Origin of the sequence: Rhizobium sp. NLR8a, assembly GCF_019685235.1 — a bacterium.
Classification (GTDB): Bacteria; Pseudomonadota; Alphaproteobacteria; order Rhizobiales; family Rhizobiaceae; genus Rhizobium.
Genome location: NZ_JABDWI010000018.1, coordinates 115,594 through 133,897, shown reverse-complemented (window position 1 = coordinate 133,897; position 18,304 = coordinate 115,594). Strand labels below are relative to the sequence as shown.

General features: G+C 62.3%; 18 protein-coding genes. 13 read left to right on the top strand and 5 right to left on the bottom strand.

Annotated features, from left to right (window positions below):
• Positions 1–9 precede the first annotated feature (9 nt).
• The 4 genes from HJC04_RS29105 to HJC04_RS29090 form a co-directional block, all read right to left on the bottom strand.
• Positions 10–1,647 (bottom strand): ABC transporter ATP-binding protein, encoded by a 1,638-nt coding sequence (locus tag HJC04_RS29105; protein ID WP_210629595.1) that lies wholly within the window; start codon positions 1,645–1,647, stop codon positions 10–12.
• Entirely contained in the window at positions 1,644–2,792 is a 1,149-nt protein-coding gene (locus HJC04_RS29100) for an ABC transporter permease (RefSeq protein WP_210629596.1), read from the bottom strand. The genes HJC04_RS29105 and HJC04_RS29100 overlap by 4 nt, the downstream gene beginning before the upstream one ends.
• A complete protein-coding gene (locus tag HJC04_RS29095) occupies positions 2,792–3,880 on the bottom strand; it encodes a microcin C ABC transporter permease YejB (protein ID WP_210629597.1) in 1,089 nt (362 codons plus the stop codon). Before HJC04_RS29095 ends, HJC04_RS29100 begins: the two co-directional genes overlap by 1 nt.
• A gap of 150 nt (positions 3,881–4,030) precedes the next feature.
• Positions 4,031–5,863 (bottom strand): extracellular solute-binding protein, encoded by a 1,833-nt coding sequence (locus tag HJC04_RS29090; RefSeq protein ID WP_221147679.1) that lies wholly within the window; start codon positions 5,861–5,863, stop codon positions 4,031–4,033.
• 246 nt (positions 5,864–6,109) lie between these two features.
• On the opposite strand from HJC04_RS29090, the gene mepA reads away from it, so the two are divergent.
• The 6 genes from mepA to HJC04_RS29060 all read left to right on the top strand — a co-directional run bounded on the left by mepA (position 6,110) and on the right by HJC04_RS29060 (position 12,102).
• On the top strand, positions 6,110–7,183 hold the full coding sequence (gene mepA, locus HJC04_RS29085; RefSeq protein WP_221123533.1) for a penicillin-insensitive murein endopeptidase: 1,074 nt from the start codon (positions 6,110–6,112) through the stop codon (positions 7,181–7,183).
• Positions 7,184–7,269: 86 nt separating this feature from the next.
• Complete coding sequence (locus tag HJC04_RS29080) at positions 7,270–7,650, top strand: methylglyoxal synthase (RefSeq protein WP_210629600.1); 381 nt, start codon at positions 7,270–7,272, stop codon at positions 7,648–7,650.
• Between the two features lie 17 nt (positions 7,651–7,667).
• Positions 7,668–8,693 (top strand): glucokinase, encoded by a 1,026-nt coding sequence (locus HJC04_RS29075; RefSeq protein WP_210629601.1) that lies wholly within the window; start codon positions 7,668–7,670, stop codon positions 8,691–8,693.
• A 124-nt stretch (positions 8,694–8,817) separates the two neighbouring features.
• Positions 8,818–10,605 carry an ABC transporter ATP-binding protein gene (locus tag HJC04_RS29070; protein ID WP_210629602.1) on the top strand — a complete coding sequence of 596 codons (1,788 nt, stop codon included), beginning with the start codon at positions 8,818–8,820 and terminating at the stop codon, positions 10,603–10,605.
• A gap of 15 nt (positions 10,606–10,620) precedes the next feature.
• Positions 10,621–11,445 carry a 4-hydroxy-tetrahydrodipicolinate reductase gene (gene dapB / locus HJC04_RS29065; RefSeq protein ID WP_221147678.1) on the top strand — a complete coding sequence of 275 codons (825 nt, stop codon included), beginning with the start codon at positions 10,621–10,623 and terminating at the stop codon, positions 11,443–11,445.
• Positions 11,446–11,466: 21 nt separating this feature from the next.
• Positions 11,467–12,102 carry a 2,3-bisphosphoglycerate-dependent phosphoglycerate mutase gene (locus tag HJC04_RS29060; RefSeq protein WP_210629604.1) on the top strand — a complete coding sequence of 212 codons (636 nt, stop codon included), beginning with the start codon at positions 11,467–11,469 and terminating at the stop codon, positions 12,100–12,102.
• A gap of 54 nt (positions 12,103–12,156) precedes the next feature.
• On the opposite strand, the gene phnF is transcribed toward HJC04_RS29060, so the two are convergent.
• Positions 12,157–12,894 carry a phosphonate metabolism transcriptional regulator PhnF gene (gene phnF, locus HJC04_RS29055; protein WP_210629605.1) on the bottom strand — a complete coding sequence of 246 codons (738 nt, stop codon included), beginning with the start codon at positions 12,892–12,894 and terminating at the stop codon, positions 12,157–12,159.
• A gap of 110 nt (positions 12,895–13,004) precedes the next feature.
• Between phnF and phnG the strand changes: the two genes are divergently transcribed.
• Genes phnG through HJC04_RS29020 form a run of 7 tightly spaced genes read left to right on the top strand, consistent with a single transcriptional unit; the run spans position 13,005 to position 18,191 of the window.
• Complete coding sequence (gene phnG, locus HJC04_RS29050; RefSeq protein ID WP_210629606.1) at positions 13,005–13,481, top strand: phosphonate C-P lyase system protein PhnG; 477 nt, start codon at positions 13,005–13,007, stop codon at positions 13,479–13,481.
• On the top strand, positions 13,481–14,089 hold the full coding sequence (gene phnH / locus HJC04_RS29045; protein ID WP_210629607.1) for a phosphonate C-P lyase system protein PhnH: 609 nt from the start codon (positions 13,481–13,483) through the stop codon (positions 14,087–14,089). Before phnG ends, phnH begins: the two co-directional genes overlap by 1 nt.
• Before the next feature lie 4 nt (positions 14,090–14,093).
• A complete protein-coding gene (locus HJC04_RS29040; protein WP_221147677.1) occupies positions 14,094–15,200 on the top strand; it encodes a carbon-phosphorus lyase complex subunit PhnI in 1,107 nt (368 codons plus the stop codon).
• Positions 15,197–16,072 carry an alpha-D-ribose 1-methylphosphonate 5-phosphate C-P-lyase PhnJ gene (locus HJC04_RS29035; protein ID WP_221147676.1) on the top strand — a complete coding sequence of 292 codons (876 nt, stop codon included), beginning with the start codon at positions 15,197–15,199 and terminating at the stop codon, positions 16,070–16,072. The genes HJC04_RS29040 and HJC04_RS29035 overlap by 4 nt, the downstream gene beginning before the upstream one ends.
• Positions 16,069–16,845: a phosphonate C-P lyase system protein PhnK gene (phnK, locus tag HJC04_RS29030; RefSeq protein ID WP_221123527.1), complete on the top strand. Its 777-nt coding sequence runs from the start codon at positions 16,069–16,071 to the stop codon at positions 16,843–16,845. Before HJC04_RS29035 ends, phnK begins: the two co-directional genes overlap by 4 nt.
• A gap of 24 nt (positions 16,846–16,869) precedes the next feature.
• Positions 16,870–17,577 (top strand): phosphonate C-P lyase system protein PhnL, encoded by a 708-nt coding sequence (phnL, locus tag HJC04_RS29025; RefSeq protein ID WP_210629611.1) that lies wholly within the window; start codon positions 16,870–16,872, stop codon positions 17,575–17,577.
• Positions 17,574–18,191, top strand: coding sequence for a DapH/DapD/GlmU-related protein (locus HJC04_RS29020; protein ID WP_221123525.1), 618 nt, complete (start codon positions 17,574–17,576; stop codon positions 18,189–18,191). Before phnL ends, HJC04_RS29020 begins: the two co-directional genes overlap by 4 nt.
• Positions 18,192–18,304: the final 113 nt, after the last annotated feature.

The following is an 18,304-nucleotide window of genomic DNA, read 5'->3' as shown; positions in this document are numbered from 1 at the left end:
GACCTTCTTTTACTGCTGCACGGCGGGCGTCGGCACCGCCTCGATGTTGAAGGCGGCCGCCATCAGCGCCTTGGTGTAATCGTCCTTGGGCGCACGGAAGATTTCCGCGGACGGTCCCTGCTCCACCACCTTGCCGAACCGCATGACGATGACGTCGTTGGCAAGCGCCTTCACCACCTTCAGGTCGTGGCTGATGAAGAGATAGGCGAGGTCGTGTTTCCTCTGCAGGTCGCGCAGCAGGTCGACCACCTGCGCCTGTACGCTCATGTCGAGCGCGGAGGTCGGTTCGTCGAGCATGACGAAACGCGGCTTCAGCACCATGGCCCGGGCGATGGCGATGCGCTGGCGCTGGCCGCCGGAGAATTCATGCGGATAGCGCCAGCGGGTCAGCGGATCGAGGCCGACCTCCTCCAGCGCCCAGCAGACGCGCTGGTCGCGCTCCTCTGCCGTCAATGCGCGCTCATGCACCTTCAGCCCTTCGGCGATGATATCGCCCACCGACATGCGGGGGCTGAGCGAACCATAGGGATCCTGGAAGACGATCTGCAGCTGATTGCGCAGCGGTCGCATCTCATTGAACGAATAGCCGGCTATATCCTTGCCGACGAAGGCGATCCGTCCCTGTGAAGAGATCAGCCGGGTGAGCGCCAGGCCGAGCGTGGTCTTGCCCGAACCGGACTCGCCGACGACGCCGAGCGTCTGGCCGGCGCGCAGCGAAAGATCGATGCCGTCGACCGCCTTCACATGATCGACGACGCGGCGCATCAGCCCCGCCTTGATCGGGAACCAGACGCGGATATCCGAACCTTCCATCACCACCGGCTTCGACGGATCGGCGAGCGGTGGCTCGCCGCGCGGCTCGGAGGCCAGGAGGTGGCGGGTATAATCGTGCTTCGGATTGGCGAAGACCTCCTCGACCGTTCCTGCCTCGACGATCCTGCCCTTGGTCATGACGCAGACGCGGTCGGCGAATTTGCGCACAATGCCGAGATCATGGGTGATGAACAGCATCGACATGCCGTGCGCTGCCTTCAATTGCCGCAGCAGTTCGAGGATCTGCGCCTGCACGGTGACGTCGAGCGCCGTGGTCGGCTCGTCGGCGATCAGCAATTCCGGCCGGTTGGCGAGCGCCATGGCGATCATGACGCGCTGGCGCTGGCCGCCGGACAGTTCGTGCGGATAGGCCTTCAACCGCTTTTCCGGCTCGCGGATGCCGACCTGGTTCAACAATTCCAACACGCGCTGGCGCGCCGGCTGGCCGGTGATGCCCTGGTGCAGGGCGAGGATCTCGGCGATCTGCTTCTCGATCGTATGAAGCGGATTGAGCGAGGTCATCGGCTCCTGGAAGATCATGGTGATGTCGTTGCCGCGCACCTCGCGCAGCGCCCGCTCCGAGGCTTTCAGGAGATCCTTGCCCTTGAACAGGATCTCGCCAGAGGGATGGCTTGCGGTCGGATAGGGCAGAAGCTTCAGGATCGAATTGGCCGAGACCGATTTGCCGGAGCCGGATTCGCCGACGAGCGCCACGACCTCGCCTCTGGCGATATCGAAGGAGACGCGATCGACGGCAAGGGAGGCTTCGCCGCCCTGGTGAAAGGCAACCGAGAGATCGCGGACGGAAAGGAGCGGTTCTGTCATGTCACTCATTGAAAGGTCTTCCTCGGGTCGAAGGCGTCGCGCACGGCTTCGCCGATGAAGATCAATAGGGAAAGCATGATCGACATGGCGAAGAAGGCCGTCAGCCCCAGCCAGGGCGCCTGCAGGTTGGTCTTGCCCTGCGCGATCATTTCGCCGAGCGAAGGGGAGCCGGGCGGCATGCCGAAGCCGAGGAAATCGAGCGAGGTCAGCGTCGTGATCGAGCCGGAGAGGATGAAGGGCAGGAAGGTGAGTGTTGCCACCATGGCGTTCGGCAGCAGGTGGCGCCACATGATGGTGCGGTTGTTGACGCCGAGCGCGCGAGCGGCGCGGACATATTCGAAATTGCGGGCGCGCAGGAATTCGGCTCGCACCACGCCGACGAAGCTGACCCAGGAGAAGAGCAGCATGATGCCGAGCAGCACGAAGAAGCCGGGCGGCAGGATCGCGGCGATGATCAGCAGGATGTAGAGCACCGGCATCGACGACCAGATCTCGATGAAGCGCTGCAGCAGGAGATCGGTCAAGCCGCCGAAATAGCCCTGCACCGCCCCTGCCGTGACGCCGATGATTGCCGAGCAGATGGTCAGCGCCAGGCCGAACAGCACCGATATGCGAAAGCCATAGATGACACGCGCCAGCACATCGCGCGCCTGGTCATCAGTGCCGAGCCAGTTGAGATTGCCAAGCGTGCAGCCGGGATCATTCACCCCTTGCGGATAGCCGGAGCAACGCTCCTCTTTCGTCATCAGCCAGAAGGGCGCGGTTGGCGCCGAATGCGGAATGTTCGAGTTGACCGAGCGGTAGGAATAGCGGATCGGCGGCCAGATCATCCAGCCATTGGCGTTGATCTCGTCCGATATCACCGAGGAGCGGTAGTCGGTTTCGGCGAGGAAGCCGCCGAATTTCTCCTCGGGATAGTCGATCAGCACGGGAAACAGGATTTCGCCCTTGTAGGAGGCGATGATCGGCCGGTCGTTGGCGAGGAACTCGGCAAAGAGGCTGAGCAAGAACAGCAGCAGGAACAGCCACAGCGACCAGTAGCCGCGGCCGTTCGCCCGGAAATTCTGCCAGCGACGGATGTTGGTCGGCGACAGCAGGCCCTTGCGCGGCGGCTTGACCGGGGTTGCCGTGGCGGGATTTGCGGCGGCGTCCATCAGACATCCCTCCGCTCAAAATCGATGCGCGGATCGATCCAGGTGTAGATCAGGTCGGAAATCAGGCTGACGAAGAGACCGAGCAGCGAGAAGATATAAAGTGTCGCGAAGACGATCGGATAATCCCGGTTGACCACCGAGAGATAGCCGAGGCGGCCGAGGCCATCGAGCGAAAAGATGTTCTCGATCAGCAGCGAGCCGGTGAAGAAGGCGGAGATGAAGGCGCCGGGAAAACCGGCGATGATGATCAGCATGGCGTTGCGGAACACATGGCCGTAGAGCACCTGCCGGTCATTCAGACCCTTGGCGCGGGCGGTGACGACATATTGCTTCTTGATCTCCTCGATGAAGGAATTCTTGGTCAAGAGCGTCGTGGTTGCGAAGGCGGCAAGAGAAAGAGAAATCAGCGGCAAAGTGAGGTGCCAGAAATAGTCGAGCGGCTTCTGCCACCAGGCGAGCTCACCGAAATTGTCGGAAACGAGGCCGCGCAGCGGGAACCAGTCGTAGAAGGAGCCGCCGGCGAAAAGCACGATCAGCAGGATGCCGAAGAGAAAGCTCGGAACGGCATAACCGATAACGATGACGCCCGAGGTCCAGACGTCGAAGGTCGACCCGTCCTTGACCGCCTTGCGGATGCCGAGCGGGATGGAGATCGCATAGGAGAAGATCAGGATCCAGATGCCGAGCGAGATCGACACCGGCAGCTTCTCCTTGATGAGGTCGAGCACGGAGGTGTTGCGGAAGAAACTCTCGCCGAAATCGAAGCGGATGTAATTCCACATCATCTCGCCAAAGCGCGTCAGCGGCGGCTTGTCAAAGCCGAACTGTTTTTCGAGCTTGGCGATCAGCTCCGGATCGAGCCCCTGAGCGCCGCGATATTTCGAACCTTCGTCGCTGCCGCCGCCACCGAGGAGATCGCCGCCGCCGGACAGGCGCTGATCGGCGCTGTCGGCCTGGCCGGTCAGCTGGGCAATCACCTGCTCGACCGGGCCGCCGGGTGCAAATTGAACAACGATGAAGGAAATTGCCATGATGCCGACAATGGTCGGAATCATCAAAAGCAGGCGGCGAATGACATAGGCACCCATCAGCCTTCAGCCTCCGGGAAAGTATTTCTTGTCTGCACGCCGTTCAGTCCAATGCCGCTCAAGCCGCCAGCCTTCCCTTGCCGGCCCCGCCGGCTTGTCGTGATTCGCTCGTGCCATTTGGAGCCCAGGGCCCCGCTAATGCAAGCCCGCTCATTTTGCCGAGGTCGACCACCAGGCATCGGGGAAACCAAGGCTGTAGGCCGGAAATTCGGCAGGATGCGTGACTGTGTTCCAATAGGCGATATTAACGGTATCGCGGTAGAACAGCGGGATAACATAGTGATTTGCCAGCAAGACCCGGTCCATTGCCTTGATCGCAGCGACCTGTTCATCGCGGTTCGGCGCGAAGATAATCATGCGGATGAGCTCATCGACGGCTGGGTTGGCAATGCCGGCGTAGTTGCGAGAACCCTGCTGGTTGACCGAGCCGGATCCCCAGTAGTCGGCTTGCTCGTTGCCCGGATTCATTGTCTCCGCCCAGACATTCCAGATCATGTCGAAGTCAAAGCTGCGTTCGCGGTTGACAGCTTGCGAAGCGTCGACTGTCCGAACTCGCGCATCTATGCCGATTTTCTTGAGATTGCTGGCATAAGGCACTGCCCAGCGCTCCAACATGGGGCTCGACAATAATATCTCGAAACTCATTGGCTGGCCGGTCTTGGTATTGACCATGCGACTGCCCTTCAGCTCCCAACCGGCTTCTTTCAGAAGAGCAATCGCCTTTCGGAGGTTGTCGCGGCTCTTCTGCGGATCGCCGCCAACAGGATTGGTGTACGGCGTCGTGAAGACCTCGGGCGGAACCTTGTCCTTCAGGCCTTGCAGAATTTCCAGCTCCCGCCCCTGCGGCAGACCGGAGGAGGCGAGCTCGGTATTCCAGAAATAGCTGTCGATGCGCTTGTAACTGTTAAAGGCAACGGTGCGGTTCAACTCCTCGAAATCGAGGCCGTAGTTCAGCGCCTCGCGGACCCTTATATCCTTGAAGAGGTCACGCCGCATATTCGGCACAAGAGCCTGCAGAATGCCGGTGGAGCGCAGAGGATTTGCAACCTCTTCCTTCTTGACGCGTCCTTCCTTCACTGCAGGAAAATCGTATCCCGTCGCCCAGCGGGCAGCCGTTGTCTCCTGCCAATAGTCGCTATTGCCGGCGCGAAAGGCTTCGAACTCAACATCGCGGTCACCGAAATAGGTGTAGATGACATTGCGGAAATTGTTCTGGCCGACATTCACATTGAGATTCTTGCCCCAGTAATCGTCACGCAGTTCATAACGGATGGTTGCGCCGGGCGAGAAAGAAGCAATCTTGTAAGGCCCGGACCCCATTACGGGCTCCAGCGTCGTTTTGGTAATGTCACGCGGCTTGCCATCCGCTCCGGGTGCTTCCCACCAATGTTTCGGCACAATCATTAACTGGCCGAGAATGTTGGGCAATTCGCGGTTGTTCTTCTCATCAAAGGTGAAGGTCACATCCCGATCGTCGGTCTTTTCCGCTTTGACGACGTGATGGTAGTAGTTCCCGGCGACGGGGTTCAATTCCTTAGTCTTGTCCAGGCTGAAAATGACGTCTTCCGGAGTTACCGGCTGACCGTCCGCCCATTTCGCCTCTTTGCGCAGGCGGAAGGTCGCGCTGGAAACGTCAGAAGGAAAGGAAAGTCCTTCGGCAAGCAGGCCGTAGGAGACAAGGAGCTCGTCATCGGCGGGCTTCATCAAGGTGTCGTACACGAGCGTCAGGCCGACCGCCGTCTGTCCCTTGGCAAGCAGCGGGTTGAAGGTGTCGAAGGCGCCACTTGCGGAAAGGCGCAGATCCCCGCCCTTGGGAGCATCGGGATTGACGTAATCGAAATGCGCAAAGCCCGGCTTGTATTTCATTTCGCTGATGACCGAGCTTCCGATCTGAAACGGCTGCTCTTCACCCATTGCCGTCAATGGCATCAAAACACCAGCAAGTGCCAGAATAACACCGATTTTCGACCACGATGCCGTCATTCCCATTTCCCCTGAATATTGCGGATTCGACAATACGAGAAATAGGGGCGAAAAACAGGAGAGAGTTTGGTTTTTGCCGAGCTCGCGGAATTTTGAGCTTTTCTGTCAAAGGGCAGCTGCGGTGATGCTGCGGCGATCCGTCGCCGGCTCCTCCTGCGCCGCTCCGCCAAATCATCGATTCACCAAAATTGCTTTTCACGATAGATTCGAGTGCAAATCACTTCGGCATCGACGTAAGGGAACAGCATGGCTTTCGGCTTCGCCCAGGCTTTCAGGACTTTTGGCAAATTGACGCTTGCCGGCGCAATCGGGGCAAGCCTTGCCGCCGGCGACGTCGGCGCAGAGCAGAAAACGCCAAGCCCGGGCAGCGCCAAGGCGCTATTCGCAGGCGCCAGCCTGCCGACGCAGGGGCCGGCGCAGCCGATCGGCTTCTATGCAAAGGGCTGCATGACCGGCGCGGTGGCGCTGCCGACCGACGGGCCGACTTGGCAGGCAATGCGGCTTTCACGCAACCGCCGCTGGGGCAACCCGGCGATGATTGCGCTTCTGGAACGGTTTTCGCAGGATGCGGTCAAATATGCCGGCTGGCCGGGCATCCTGGTCGGCGATGTCGCGCAGCCGCGCGGCGGGCCGATGCTCAACGGCCATTCCTCACATCAGATCGGCCTCGATGCCGATATCTGGTTCACCCCGATGCCGGCGCGCCGCATGACGGCTGAGGAGCGCGAGGACCTGCCCTTCACCAGCATGCTGCAGAAGGACAAGTTCCTCACCGTCGACCCGAAGGTGTGGACGGAATCGCGGGCGCGGCTTTTGATGCTGGCGGCGAGCTATCCCGAAGTGGAGCGCATCTTCGTCAATCCGGCGATCAAGAAGAAGATGTGCGACACCTGGACCGGCGACCGCACCAACCTTGGTAAGCTGCGGCCGATATACGGCCATGACTCGCATTTCCACATCCGCATCAAATGCCCGCCCGGTGCTGCCGGATGCACGCCGCAAGCTCCCGTCGCCTCAGGAGACGGCTGCGACAAGTCGCTCGCTTATTGGTTCACCCCGGCGCCTTGGGCACCGCCCAAACCGCCCAAACCCGGCGCCAAGCCCCCGAAGCCGCCGCGTGAGATGATGATCACCGACCTGCCGAAGGCCTGCTCTGCCGTGCTCGATGCCGCTTCTGTCGCTTCGATGCAGGCCGCCACCTATGGCGGGCCTTCCGCCGTAAGCGCGTTCGCCGCCGCTCCGGCAGCCGCGCCGGCTGATGATGACGAGGGGTTGCCGGATGTCGGCCCGGTTCCGAACGACAAGCCGGCGATCCAATGAATGGGCGGACGCGTTGTCTTTCAAATCGCAAATTCTTGGTATAAAGCGATCAAATCGATTGAATTGTTGGGGCGGAGATTCCTTTCATGGCCGGCAGCAAGTGCCTTGCGCTGATCGCGCATGACCAGAAGAAGGACGACATGGCGGCTTTCGCCCGCGCAAATCAGGACCTTCTCTCGCGCTGGAAGATCGTCGCGACAGGTACCACCGGCGGTCGCGTGCTCGACGCCGCTCCCGGTCTCGACGTCACCAGACTGAAAAGCGGGCCGCTCGGCGGCGACCAGCAGATCGGCGCGCTGATCTCGACCGGCGAAGTCGACGCGCTGATTTTCTTCGTCGACCCGCTGACACCGATGCCGCATGATGTCGACGTGAAGGCGCTGATGCGGCTGGCGATCGTCTACGACATTCCGATGGCGCTCAACCACGCGACCGCTATAAAGCTCCTTCCCACACTCGAAGCCTGATCAGCACGGAACCGGCCATGCCCAAATCCAATCACAGCACCGCTCCGCTTCCCTTCCCGATCCTGATCGGCGATATTGGCGGCACCAATGCCCGCTTCTCCATCCTGACCGACGCCTATGCCGAACCGAAGCAGTTTCCGAACGTGCGCACGGCGGATTTCGCCACGATTGACGAAGCGATCCAAAAGGGCGTGCGCGACAAGACAGCGGTGCAGCCGCGCTCGGCGATCCTCGCCGTCGCCGGCCCGATCAACGACGACGAGATCCCCCTGACCAATTGCGACTGGGTGGTGCGGCCAAAGACGATGATCGAGGGCCTCGGCATCGAGGACGTGCTCGTCGTCAACGATTTCGAGGCGCAGGCGCTGGCGATTGCCGCCCTGTCTGATGAAAACCGCGAACGTATCGGCAGCGCCACCGGCGACATGGTCGCCTCGCGCGTCGTGCTCGGACCCGGCACCGGCCTCGGCGTCGGCGGACTCGTGCATGCCCAGCATACTTGGATTCCGGTTCCCGGCGAAGGCGGCCATGTCGATCTCGGGCCGCGCAGCAAGCGCGACTATGAAATCTTTCCGCATATCGAGACGATCGAAGGTCGTATTTCGGCCGAACAGATCCTCTGCGGACGCGGCCTCGTCAATCTCTACAACGCCATCTGCGTGGTCGACGGGAGCCAGCCGACGATGAAGGATCCGGCCGAGATCACCTCGCATGCGCTTGCCGGCAGCGATAAGACCGCCGTCGAGACCGTTTCGCTGTTTGCCACCTATCTCGGCCGCGTGGCCGGCGACATGGCGATGGTGTTCATGGCGCGTGGCGGCGTCTACCTCTCCGGCGGCATCTCGCAGAAGATCCTCCCGGCGCTGAAGAAACCGGAATTCCGGCAGGCTTTCGAGGACAAGGCGCCACATAGTGCGCTGCTTCGCACCATCCCGACCTATGTGGTGACGCATCCGCTGGCGGCGCTCGCCGGACTTTCGTCCTATGCGCGGATGCCGGCCAATTTCGGCGTATCGACGGAAGGCCGCCGCTGGCGGCGCTGAGCCCAGGGCGCGTCCCTCCGGGACGCGCCGCGGTCTAGCCAAACCAGTCCCAACTCTTTATAGAGCCGGCCAAAGTGCGCGCCACATTCACGACGCGCTCAGTCTCGGACAGGAAGCTTGATATTTGGAAGCCGTGGAAAGCAGAAAGCAGAGCGTCAGCAGCGATACCGTCACCGGCATCCTGAAGCGCATCATCGCTGAAAACGGCCGCGACCATCTCTGGGGTTATGTCTTCGCTATCGTCTGCCTCGTGGTCGTGGCACTTTCGACGGCGTTCACCGCCTGGATCATGCGGGCGATCATCGACGAGGCCTTCGCCAACCGCCGCGCCGACGTCGTCTGGATCATCTGTCTTTCGATCTTCATTGCCTTCGTGCTGCGCGGCTTTGCCAGCTACGGCCAGGCGGTGGCGCTTTCCAAGGTCGGCAACAATATCGTCGCCCGCTATCAGCGCCGCCTCTATGCCCATCTGATGACGCTTTCAGTCGGCTTTTTCAGCGAGGCGCGCTCGGCTCATATCGCCGCGCAAGTCAGCCAGAACGTTAGCGGCATCCGTGACGTGCTCAACCTGACGATCACCTCGACGGTGCGCGACCTCCTGACATTCGTTTCGCTGATCGGCGTGATGGTCCTCCAGGACCCGCTGCTGAGCCTCGCCGTGTTCATCATGGCGCCGCCACTGCTCTATGCGCTGCGTTATGTTTCCAAACGTCTTCGCTCGGCAACCCGCGAGGCCGTGCATCTGAACAGCCACGTGCTGGGGGCCATGCAGGAGACGATCCAGGGTATTGCCATCGTCAAAGCCTTCACGATGGAAGAGGAGCTGGAGAACAAGGTCAACAAGCTCATCACCGCCGCCGAAAACCGGGCGAACCGGATTGCCCGGCTTTCCGAGCGCACCTCGCCGCTGACGGAGAGCTTCGCAGGCTTTGCCGTCGCCAGCGTGCTTGCCTATGCCGCCTATCGCTCGATCTATTACAATGTGGCCCCGGGCGCCTTCTTCTCCTTCGTGACGGCGCTGCTGCTTGCCTATGACCCGGCCCGCCGCCTTGCCCGCCTGCAGGTGCAGATGGAACGCGCCGTCGTCAATGCACGGATGATCTACGAATTGCTGGACATGGAGCCGCGCCAGCGCGACCTGCCGGATGCCCGGCCGCTGACGGTGACGCAGGCGCGCATCGAATTCCGCAATGTTTCCTTCGCCTACGGCAGTGAAAGCGTGCTGAACAGTGTCAGCTTCGTCGCCGAGGGCGGGACGACCACGGCGCTTGTCGGCCCCTCTGGAGCGGGCAAATCCACCGTCATCAGCCTCATTCCGCGCTTCTACGACCCTCGTGAAGGCGAGATCCTGATCGACGGGCAGGATATCGCCCACATCACCAAGAAGTCGCTGCGCCAGCAGCTCGCCTATGTCTCGCAGCAGCCCTACCTGTTCGAGGGCACGATCCGCGACAATATCCGCTACGGCCGGCCGGAAGCGACCGATGCCGAGGTGGAAGAGGCCGCCCGGCTTGCCTATGCGCATGACTTCATCTCAGCGCAGCCGCAGGGTTACGATACGCCTGTCGGCGAAAACGGCGTGACGCTTTCAGGCGGCCAGCGCCAGCGACTTTCCATCGCGCGCGCTTTGGTGCGCAATGCACCGATCCTGCTGCTCGACGAGGCGACCTCCGCCCTCGACACCGAATCCGAGGCCGCCGTGCAGAAGGCGCTCGACGAGGCGATGACCGGGCGCACCGTGGTGGTGATCGCCCATCGGCTATCGACCGTGGTGCGCGCCGACAAGATCGTCGTCATGCAGCAGGGCCGGGTCGTCGAGGAGGGCAATCATGAGACGCTTGCGAAGGTCAGCGACGGTCTTTACGCTCGCCTCAACAATCTGCAGAGGCCCTCGGCCTCGGATTCATACTAAGCTGGCGAGACTGACATGAGCGATGCTGCGATGAAACTGGTGGTGGTCGGCGCAGCGGGACGCATGGGGCAGACGCTGATCCGGCTCATTCATTCCATGGAAGGCGTGATGCTGCATGCCGCCGTCGAACGTGCCGGCTCGCCCTTCGTCGGCAAGGATGCCGGTGAAATTGCCGGGCTCGGCCCGACCGGCGTCATCATCGGCGACGATCCGCTCCAGGCTTTCCTGCATGCCGAAGGCGTGCTCGATTTCACCGCGCCTGCCGCCACGGTGGAGTTTTCCGGTCTCGCCGCTCAGGCCCGCATCGTCCATGTCATCGGCACGACAGGCTGCTCGACCGAGGACAACGCGAAGATCGCCGCCGCGGCACGCCATGCCCGCGTCGTCAAGTCTGGCAATATGAGCCTCGGCGTCAATCTGCTCAGCGTTCTGGCCGAGCAGGCGGCACGAGCGCTCGATCCGGCGGACTGGGACATCGAAATCCTGGAAATGCACCACAAGCACAAAGTCGATGCTCCTTCCGGCACCGCCCTTCTCTTCGGCGAAGCGGCAGCCAAGGGCCGCAGTATCGATCTTGCCTCGAAATCGGTGAGGGTCCGCGACGGCCACACCGGCGCGCGCGAAGTCGGCACGATCGGTTTTGCGACGCTGCGCGGCGGCTCGGTCATCGGCGAGCATTCCGTGCTTTTTGCCGGAGAAGGCGAAATCGTCACCCTGTCGCACAGCGCGGCAGACCGCTCGATCTTCGCGCGCGGCGCGATCAAGGCGGCGCTCTGGGCGCGCGACAAGAAGCCAGGTTTCTATTCCATGCTCGACGTGCTCGGGCTTTCTTCCCAATAACGACATCTCGGAGGCATATTCATGAGCGGTACCCTCGTCCTCGTTCGCCACGGCCAGAGTGACTGGAACCTGAAGAATCTCTTCACCGGCTGGAAGGACCCGGATCTGACGGAGCTCGGCATCCAGGAAGCCAACGCCGGCGGCGCCGCACTTGCCGAATACGGGATCAAATTCGACGTCGCCTATACCTCGGCGCTGGTGCGCGCGCAGCACACGCTGAAGCTCATCCTCGACAAGGTCGGCCAGCCCGACCTCGAGACGATCCGCGACCAGGCGCTGAACGAGCGCGACTACGGCGATCTCTCCGGTCTCAACAAGGATGACGCGCGTGCCAAATGGGGCGAGGAACAGGTTCATATCTGGCGCCGTTCCTATGACGTGCCGCCGCCGGGCGGCGAGAGCCTGCGCGACACCGGCGCCCGTGTCTGGCCTTACTACCTCACGGAAATCCTGCCGCGCGTGCTGCGCGGCGAAAAGGTGCTGGTCGCCGCCCACGGCAATTCGCTGCGCTCGCTGGTCATGGTGCTCGACAAGCTGACCAAAGAAGGCGTGCTCGCCCTCAATCTCGCGACCGGCGTTCCAATGGTCTACAAGCTGAAGGCGGATTCAACCGTGGCTTCAAAGGAAGTTCTGGGCGATATGTCCGGCGCACACTAATTCGGTGAGGCGTGCCGCCGGAAGCGGTCGGCACGCCTGCCTCAACTATTGGCCTCAGTTCTCGATCGTGAACTGCACCCGGTCGGCGGCGAAACGGCTGATCGAATATTGCACCGGCACGCCGTCGAGATCGGTGTTCATTGCCTTGGCGATCAGCAGGATCGCGCCGGGGGTGAGTTCCAGGTCGGCAAGGTCGGCTGTCCCGGCATGGGCAGCCGTCACCTCGGTTGTCGCGCGGACATAATCCGCCACGCCAAGCTCGGCGAAAGCCTTGGTGATCGATTCATGCTTGCGGTAGGCCTCGCCGATCCCGGCGAAACGGCCGGCGGGAAACCAACTGGTCGCTTTTGAAACCGGCCGCCTGTCGGCATGGCGCAATGTTTCCAGCCGGATCACTTGCTCGCCCTGTTTGACACCCAACCAGCGGGCAACCTCGGCGCTCGCCTCCTCCTGCGCCTCATCGAGCAGAAGACCACGCGTCTCGCGCGCCTGATCGCCGATGCCGGCAGTGAAGCGCGTGCGCCGGGTGATCGGGAAGTTCAGCCGCTGCTTGCGCTCGATCAGCGTGCCGCGGCCTTGCACCGCGCGCACGATCCCCTCCTGCGCCAGCGCCGCCAGCGCACTGCGCACCGTATGCCTGTTAACGCCGAATTGCAGCGCCAGCACCGTTTCCGGCGGCACCATTCCCGTTTCGTCATAGGCTCCGTTGCCGATCGCCTCGCGAATTCGATCGGCGATCTGACGCCAGAGCGCCACACCTGTCTGCCTCTGCACCTGCTTTAGTCCTGCCATTCTGCGCCTGCCTTGCCCCACGATGTCACACGCTTGTCACGACACCGATTTAAGGCTAGGTATAACTTGTATGGTTGTCTATATCAATAGACATTTCGAGGAAAGCAGTGATGATATCAGCGGACAAGGAAGACGCCGCGTCGCAAACGGTCTCGGAGCGCAAACGCGCCGCCGATCTGTTGGCGCGAGCGGAACGGAGCGAACTCCAGGCAGTCTGGGACGCATTGCCGCAAAAGCCCGTGGCTTATCCGGTGCGCGGACCGGAGACCGGACTTGTAATGGTGCGCGGCCGCATCGGCGGCGGCGGAGCTCCTTTCAATCTCGGCGAGGTGACGATGACACGCGCGACGGTGCGGCTCGAGTCCGGTTCCATCGGTCATGCGCAGGCGCTCGGCACCGACCGGGAGAAGGCCCGTCTTGCGGCGATCTTCGACGCGCTCTGGCAGGAGGAGACGAGCAAGAATTTTGTCGAACAGGCACTGCTTTTGCCGATTGCCGCGCGCATCGCCGCCACTGAGCGCCGCAAGGCGGATGAGACGGCGGCAACCCGCGTCGATTTCTTCACCATGGTGCGGGGAGACAACTGATGGGTCTTGCGACAGAAGCTTTGATCGGCGGTTTTGCCGACCCGGTTTTCCATGCACAGAGCGTCTTCAAGATGCTGATGGACGGCATGGCCCGTCCCGGCGCCATTCAGACCATTGAGCCCGATATCGCTCCGCCGGCGCCGCTCGGCATTGCCGCCGGCGCGATCGCGCTCACGCTTTGCGACCACGACACGCCGGTCTGGCTTACCACGGGACTGGCGAAATCCGCCATGCCGGAGTGGCTCGGCTTCCACACTGGCGCGCCGCTGACCGCCGAGAAGGCCGATGCGCGTTTTGCCTTCATTGAGGCGGGCATTACGCTTTGCTCCTTCGGCCTGTTTGCATCAGGCACACAGGAATATCCCGACCGTTCGACGACTGTTGTCATCGAACTTCCCGAACTCGACGGCGGACGCAGGCTGGCGCTGATGGGTCCGGGCATCAAGAGTGTCGTGGAGATCGGGCCGGCCAGCCTGCCGGAGACCTTCCTCAGACTCTGGAGCGAGAACCGGGCGCTCTTCCCGCGCGGCGTCGACATCGTGTTGACCTCAGGCAGACACTTCGTCTGCCTGCCGCGCACCACCAAGATCACAGCAACGGAGATCTGAGCTCATGTATGTTGCCGTCAAAGGTGGCGAGGCCGCCATCGCCAATGCCCATCGGCTGCTTGCCGACCGCCGCCGCGGCGACCGTTCGTTGCCGGCGATCGGCATTGAGCAGATCGTCGAACAACTCGCCCTCGCCGTCGACCGCGTCATGGCGGAGGCCTCGCTTTTCGACCGCACGCTCGCCGCCCTCGCCGTGCGCCAGTCGCGCGGCGACATGATCGAGGCGATCTTCCTGCTGCGCGCCTATCGCACGACATTGCCGCGCTTCGGCTATTCCAAGCCGCTCGAGACGGCTAATATGACGATCGAACGGCGCATCTCGGCGACTTACAAGGATCTGCCGGGCGGCCAGCTGCTTGGGCCTACTTTCGACTATACTCATCGCCTTCTCGATCCGTCGCTGCTTCAGGACGAACTGGTCGTGGCGCCGGCCCGGCGCCCGGCCGAGGCCGGCCGCGTCATGCGCGTCTCGGAAATCCTCGGCGAAGAGGGCCTGATCGAGGCCGACGGCGACATGCCCGAAGATCACGAGATCGGAGACCTGACCCGCGAGCCGATGGAATTTCCGATGACCCGCGACCTGCGCCTGCAGGCGCTTTCCCGCGGCGACGAGGGCTTCCTGCTAGCGCTCGGTTATTCCACTCAGCGTGGCTATGGCCGAAACCACCCCTTCACCGGCGAGATCCGCATCGGCGAAGCCGAGGTGGAATTCGACGTGCCGGAGCTCGGTTTCGCCGTCTCGCTTGGCACGATCCAGATCACTGAATGCCAGATGGTCAACCAGTTCAAGGGCTCGGCCAAGGCGCCGCCGCAGTTTACCCGCGGTTACGGCCTGGTCTTCGGACAGAGCGAGCGCAAGGCAATGGCGATGTCGCTGGTCGATCGCGCGCTTCGCGCCGAAGAGCTCGGCGAGGATATCACCGCGCCGGCACAGGACGAGGAATTCGTCATTTCGCACTCCGACAATGTCCAGGCGACCGGCTTCGTCGAGCACCTGAAGCTGCCGCATTATGTGGACTTCCAGGCGGAACTCGATCTCGTCCGCCGCATGCGCCGCGAATTCGAAGCCGCCCGCAATGCCGGCGAAGACATGAAGGAAGCCGCCGAATGAGCGATCTCGCCAGCTACAACTTCGCCTATCTCGACGAGCAGACCAAGCGGATGATCCGCCGCGCCATCCTGAAGGCGATCGCTATTCCGGGCTACCAAGTGCCCTTCGCCAGCAGAGAAATGCCGATGCCTTACGGCTGGGGCACCGGCGGCGTGCAGGTGACGGCCTCGATCATCGGGCCTGATGACGTGCTGAAGGTGATCGACCAGGGCGCCGACGACACGACCAATGCCGTTTCGATCCGTGCCTTCTTCCAGAAGGTCGCCAATGTCGCGGTGACGACGCGCACCAGCGAAGCGACGATCATCCAGACGCGCCACCGCATCCCGGAAGAGAAGCTCGGGCCTGGCCAAGTGCTCGTCTACCAGGTGCCGATCCCCGAGCCGCTGCGCTTCCTCGAACCGCGCGAGACCGAGACGCGCAAGATGCATGCGCTGGAAGAATACGGCCTTATGCATGTGAAACTCTACGAGGATATCGCACGCAACGGCCGCATCGCCACCACCTATGCCTATCCGGTCAAGGTACATGGGCGTTATGTCATGGATCCCTCGCCGACGCCGAAATTCGATAATCCCAAGATGCACAGGTCGGAAGCGCTGCAGCTTTTCGGCGCCGGTCGCGAAAAGCGCATCTATGCCGTGCCGCCCTATACCGATGTCGTCAGCCTGGATTTTGAGGACCATCCCTTCGAGATCCAGCGCTTCGACAGGCCTTGCGCGCTCTGCGGCGCTGAGGAGGTCTACCTCGATGAGGTCATCCTCGATGACAAGGGCGGGCGCATGTTCGTCTGCTCCGATACCGACCATTGCGAAGATCGCCGGGCCCAAGGGCATGCCGGCGAAATGCTGGCCCGGGGGGCTGCAGAATGACCAATATCCCGCTTCTCAAGGTCAACGACCTCTCGAAGTTCTACGGCAAGCGCATCGGCTGCCGGAACGTCTCCTTCGAGCTCTGGCCCGGCGAGGTTCTCGCCATCGTCGGCGAATCCGGTTCGGGCAAGACGACGCTGCTCAATTGCATCTCCACCCGGCTGATGCCGACGACCGGCAGCGTCGAGTACCACATGCGCGACGGCGGCTACCGCGACCTCTACCACATGAACGAGGCCGAACGCCGCTTCCTGATGCGCACCGACTGGGGCTTCGTGCACCAGAACCCGGCCGACGGGCTACGCATGAGCGTCTCTGCCGGCGCCAATGTCGGTGAACGGCTGATGGCGATCGGCGACCGGCACTATGGCAAGATCCGCTCCACCGCCATCGACTGGCTCGAACGCGTCGAGATCGATGCCGATCGCATCGACGATCAGCCGCGCGCCTTTTCCGGCGGCATGCGCCAGCGCCTGCAGATCGCCCGCAACCTCGTCACCGGTCCGCGTCTGGTCTTCATGGACGAGCCGACCGGCGGCCTCGATGTTTCGGTGCAGGCGCGCCTGCTCGATCTGATGCGAGGCCTCGTCAACGATCTTGGCCTCTCGGCCATCATCGTCACCCACGATCTCGCCGTCGCCCGCCTGCTCTCGCACCGCATGATGGTGATGAAGGACGGCTACGTCATCGAACAGGGCCTCACCGACCGCGTGCTCGACGATCCCAGAGAGCCTTACACGCAGCTGCTCGTCTCCTCGATCCTGCAGGTCTGAGCTAGAAACCAGGAAAACCATATCATGCCAACGCCCCTCGTCGTTTCCGAAGTCTCGAAGAGCTTCACCATGCACCTGCGCGACGGCATCAGGCTGCCCGTCGTCTCCGACGTCGCCTTCTCCGTGTCGTCAGGCGAATGCGTCGTTCTCGGCGGCCCCTCAGGCATCGGCAAGAGCTCGCTGCTCAAGATGATCTACGGCAATTATGCCGTCGACACCGGCCAGATCCTCGTCCGCCACGACGGGCGGATCGTCGACCTCGCCGCCGCCGATCCGCGCACCGTGCTCAATGTTCGCCGCGATACGCTCGGCTATGTCAGCCAATTCCTGCGCACCGTACCGCGCGTGGCGGCAATCGACGTGGTGGCCGAGCCGCTCGTGGCGCGCGGCGAAGAAATCGTCGTTGCACGCGAAAAGGCAGGCGCCCTGCTTGCCAGGCTCAACCTGCCGGAGGCGCTTTGGCAACTTCCGCCCGCCACCTTTTCCGGCGGCGAGCAGCAGCGCGTCAACATCGCCCGCGGCTTCATCACCGAGCATACGATCCTGCTTCTCGATGAACCCACAGCCTCGCTGGATGCGAAAAACCGCGCCGTCGTCGTCGGCATGATCGCAGAGAAGAAGAAGGCGGGCGTCGCCCTTCTCGGCATCTTCCATGACGAGGAAGTGCGCGAGGCCGTCGCCGACCGCATCCTCGACGTCCAGCAGTTCTCGCCGAGGATGATTGCCGCATGAGCCGCAAGCTTGGTATCGAGCCCGCCATCCACGAAACGGCCGAGGTCAGCGATTCCACCTTCGGGCGCTATACGGAAGTCTGCGAACGCTGCCGCATCAGCGAGGCGACCTTCGGAGACTATTCCTACATCATGCAGGACGGCGCCGTCTGGTGCGCAACGATCGGCAAGTTCGTCAATATCGCCGCCGCCGTGCGCATCAACGCCACCAACCACCCGACCTGGCGCGCGACTCTGCATCATTTCACCTATCGCGCCGCCAATTACTGGCCGGACGCCGATATGGAGACGGATTTCTTCGCCTGGCGGCGCTCGAACCGGGTGACGATCGGCCACGACGTCTGGATCGGCCATGGCGCGACCATCCTGCCCGGCGTCAACGTCGGCAATGGCGCCGTCATCGGGGCCGGCGCGGTCGTATCGAAGGACGTTGCATCATACACGATCGTCGGCGGTGTGCCGGCGAAGCTGATCCGCGAACGTTTCCCGAAAGAGATCGGCGAACGCATGGACAGGCTTTCCTGGTGGGATTGGCAACACGACCGGTTGCGCCTGGCCTTGCAGGATTTCCGCAACCTTAGCGCGGAAGATTTTCTGGCCCGCTACGAATGCTAGACGCCACCGCCGAGACACGGAGATTTGTGACACCTCTTACACAAATATGACATTGGAGGTTCATGAAGCGGGACTAATGCGATGCTGACCAAGGCCTGGAGTGCAAGGGAAGA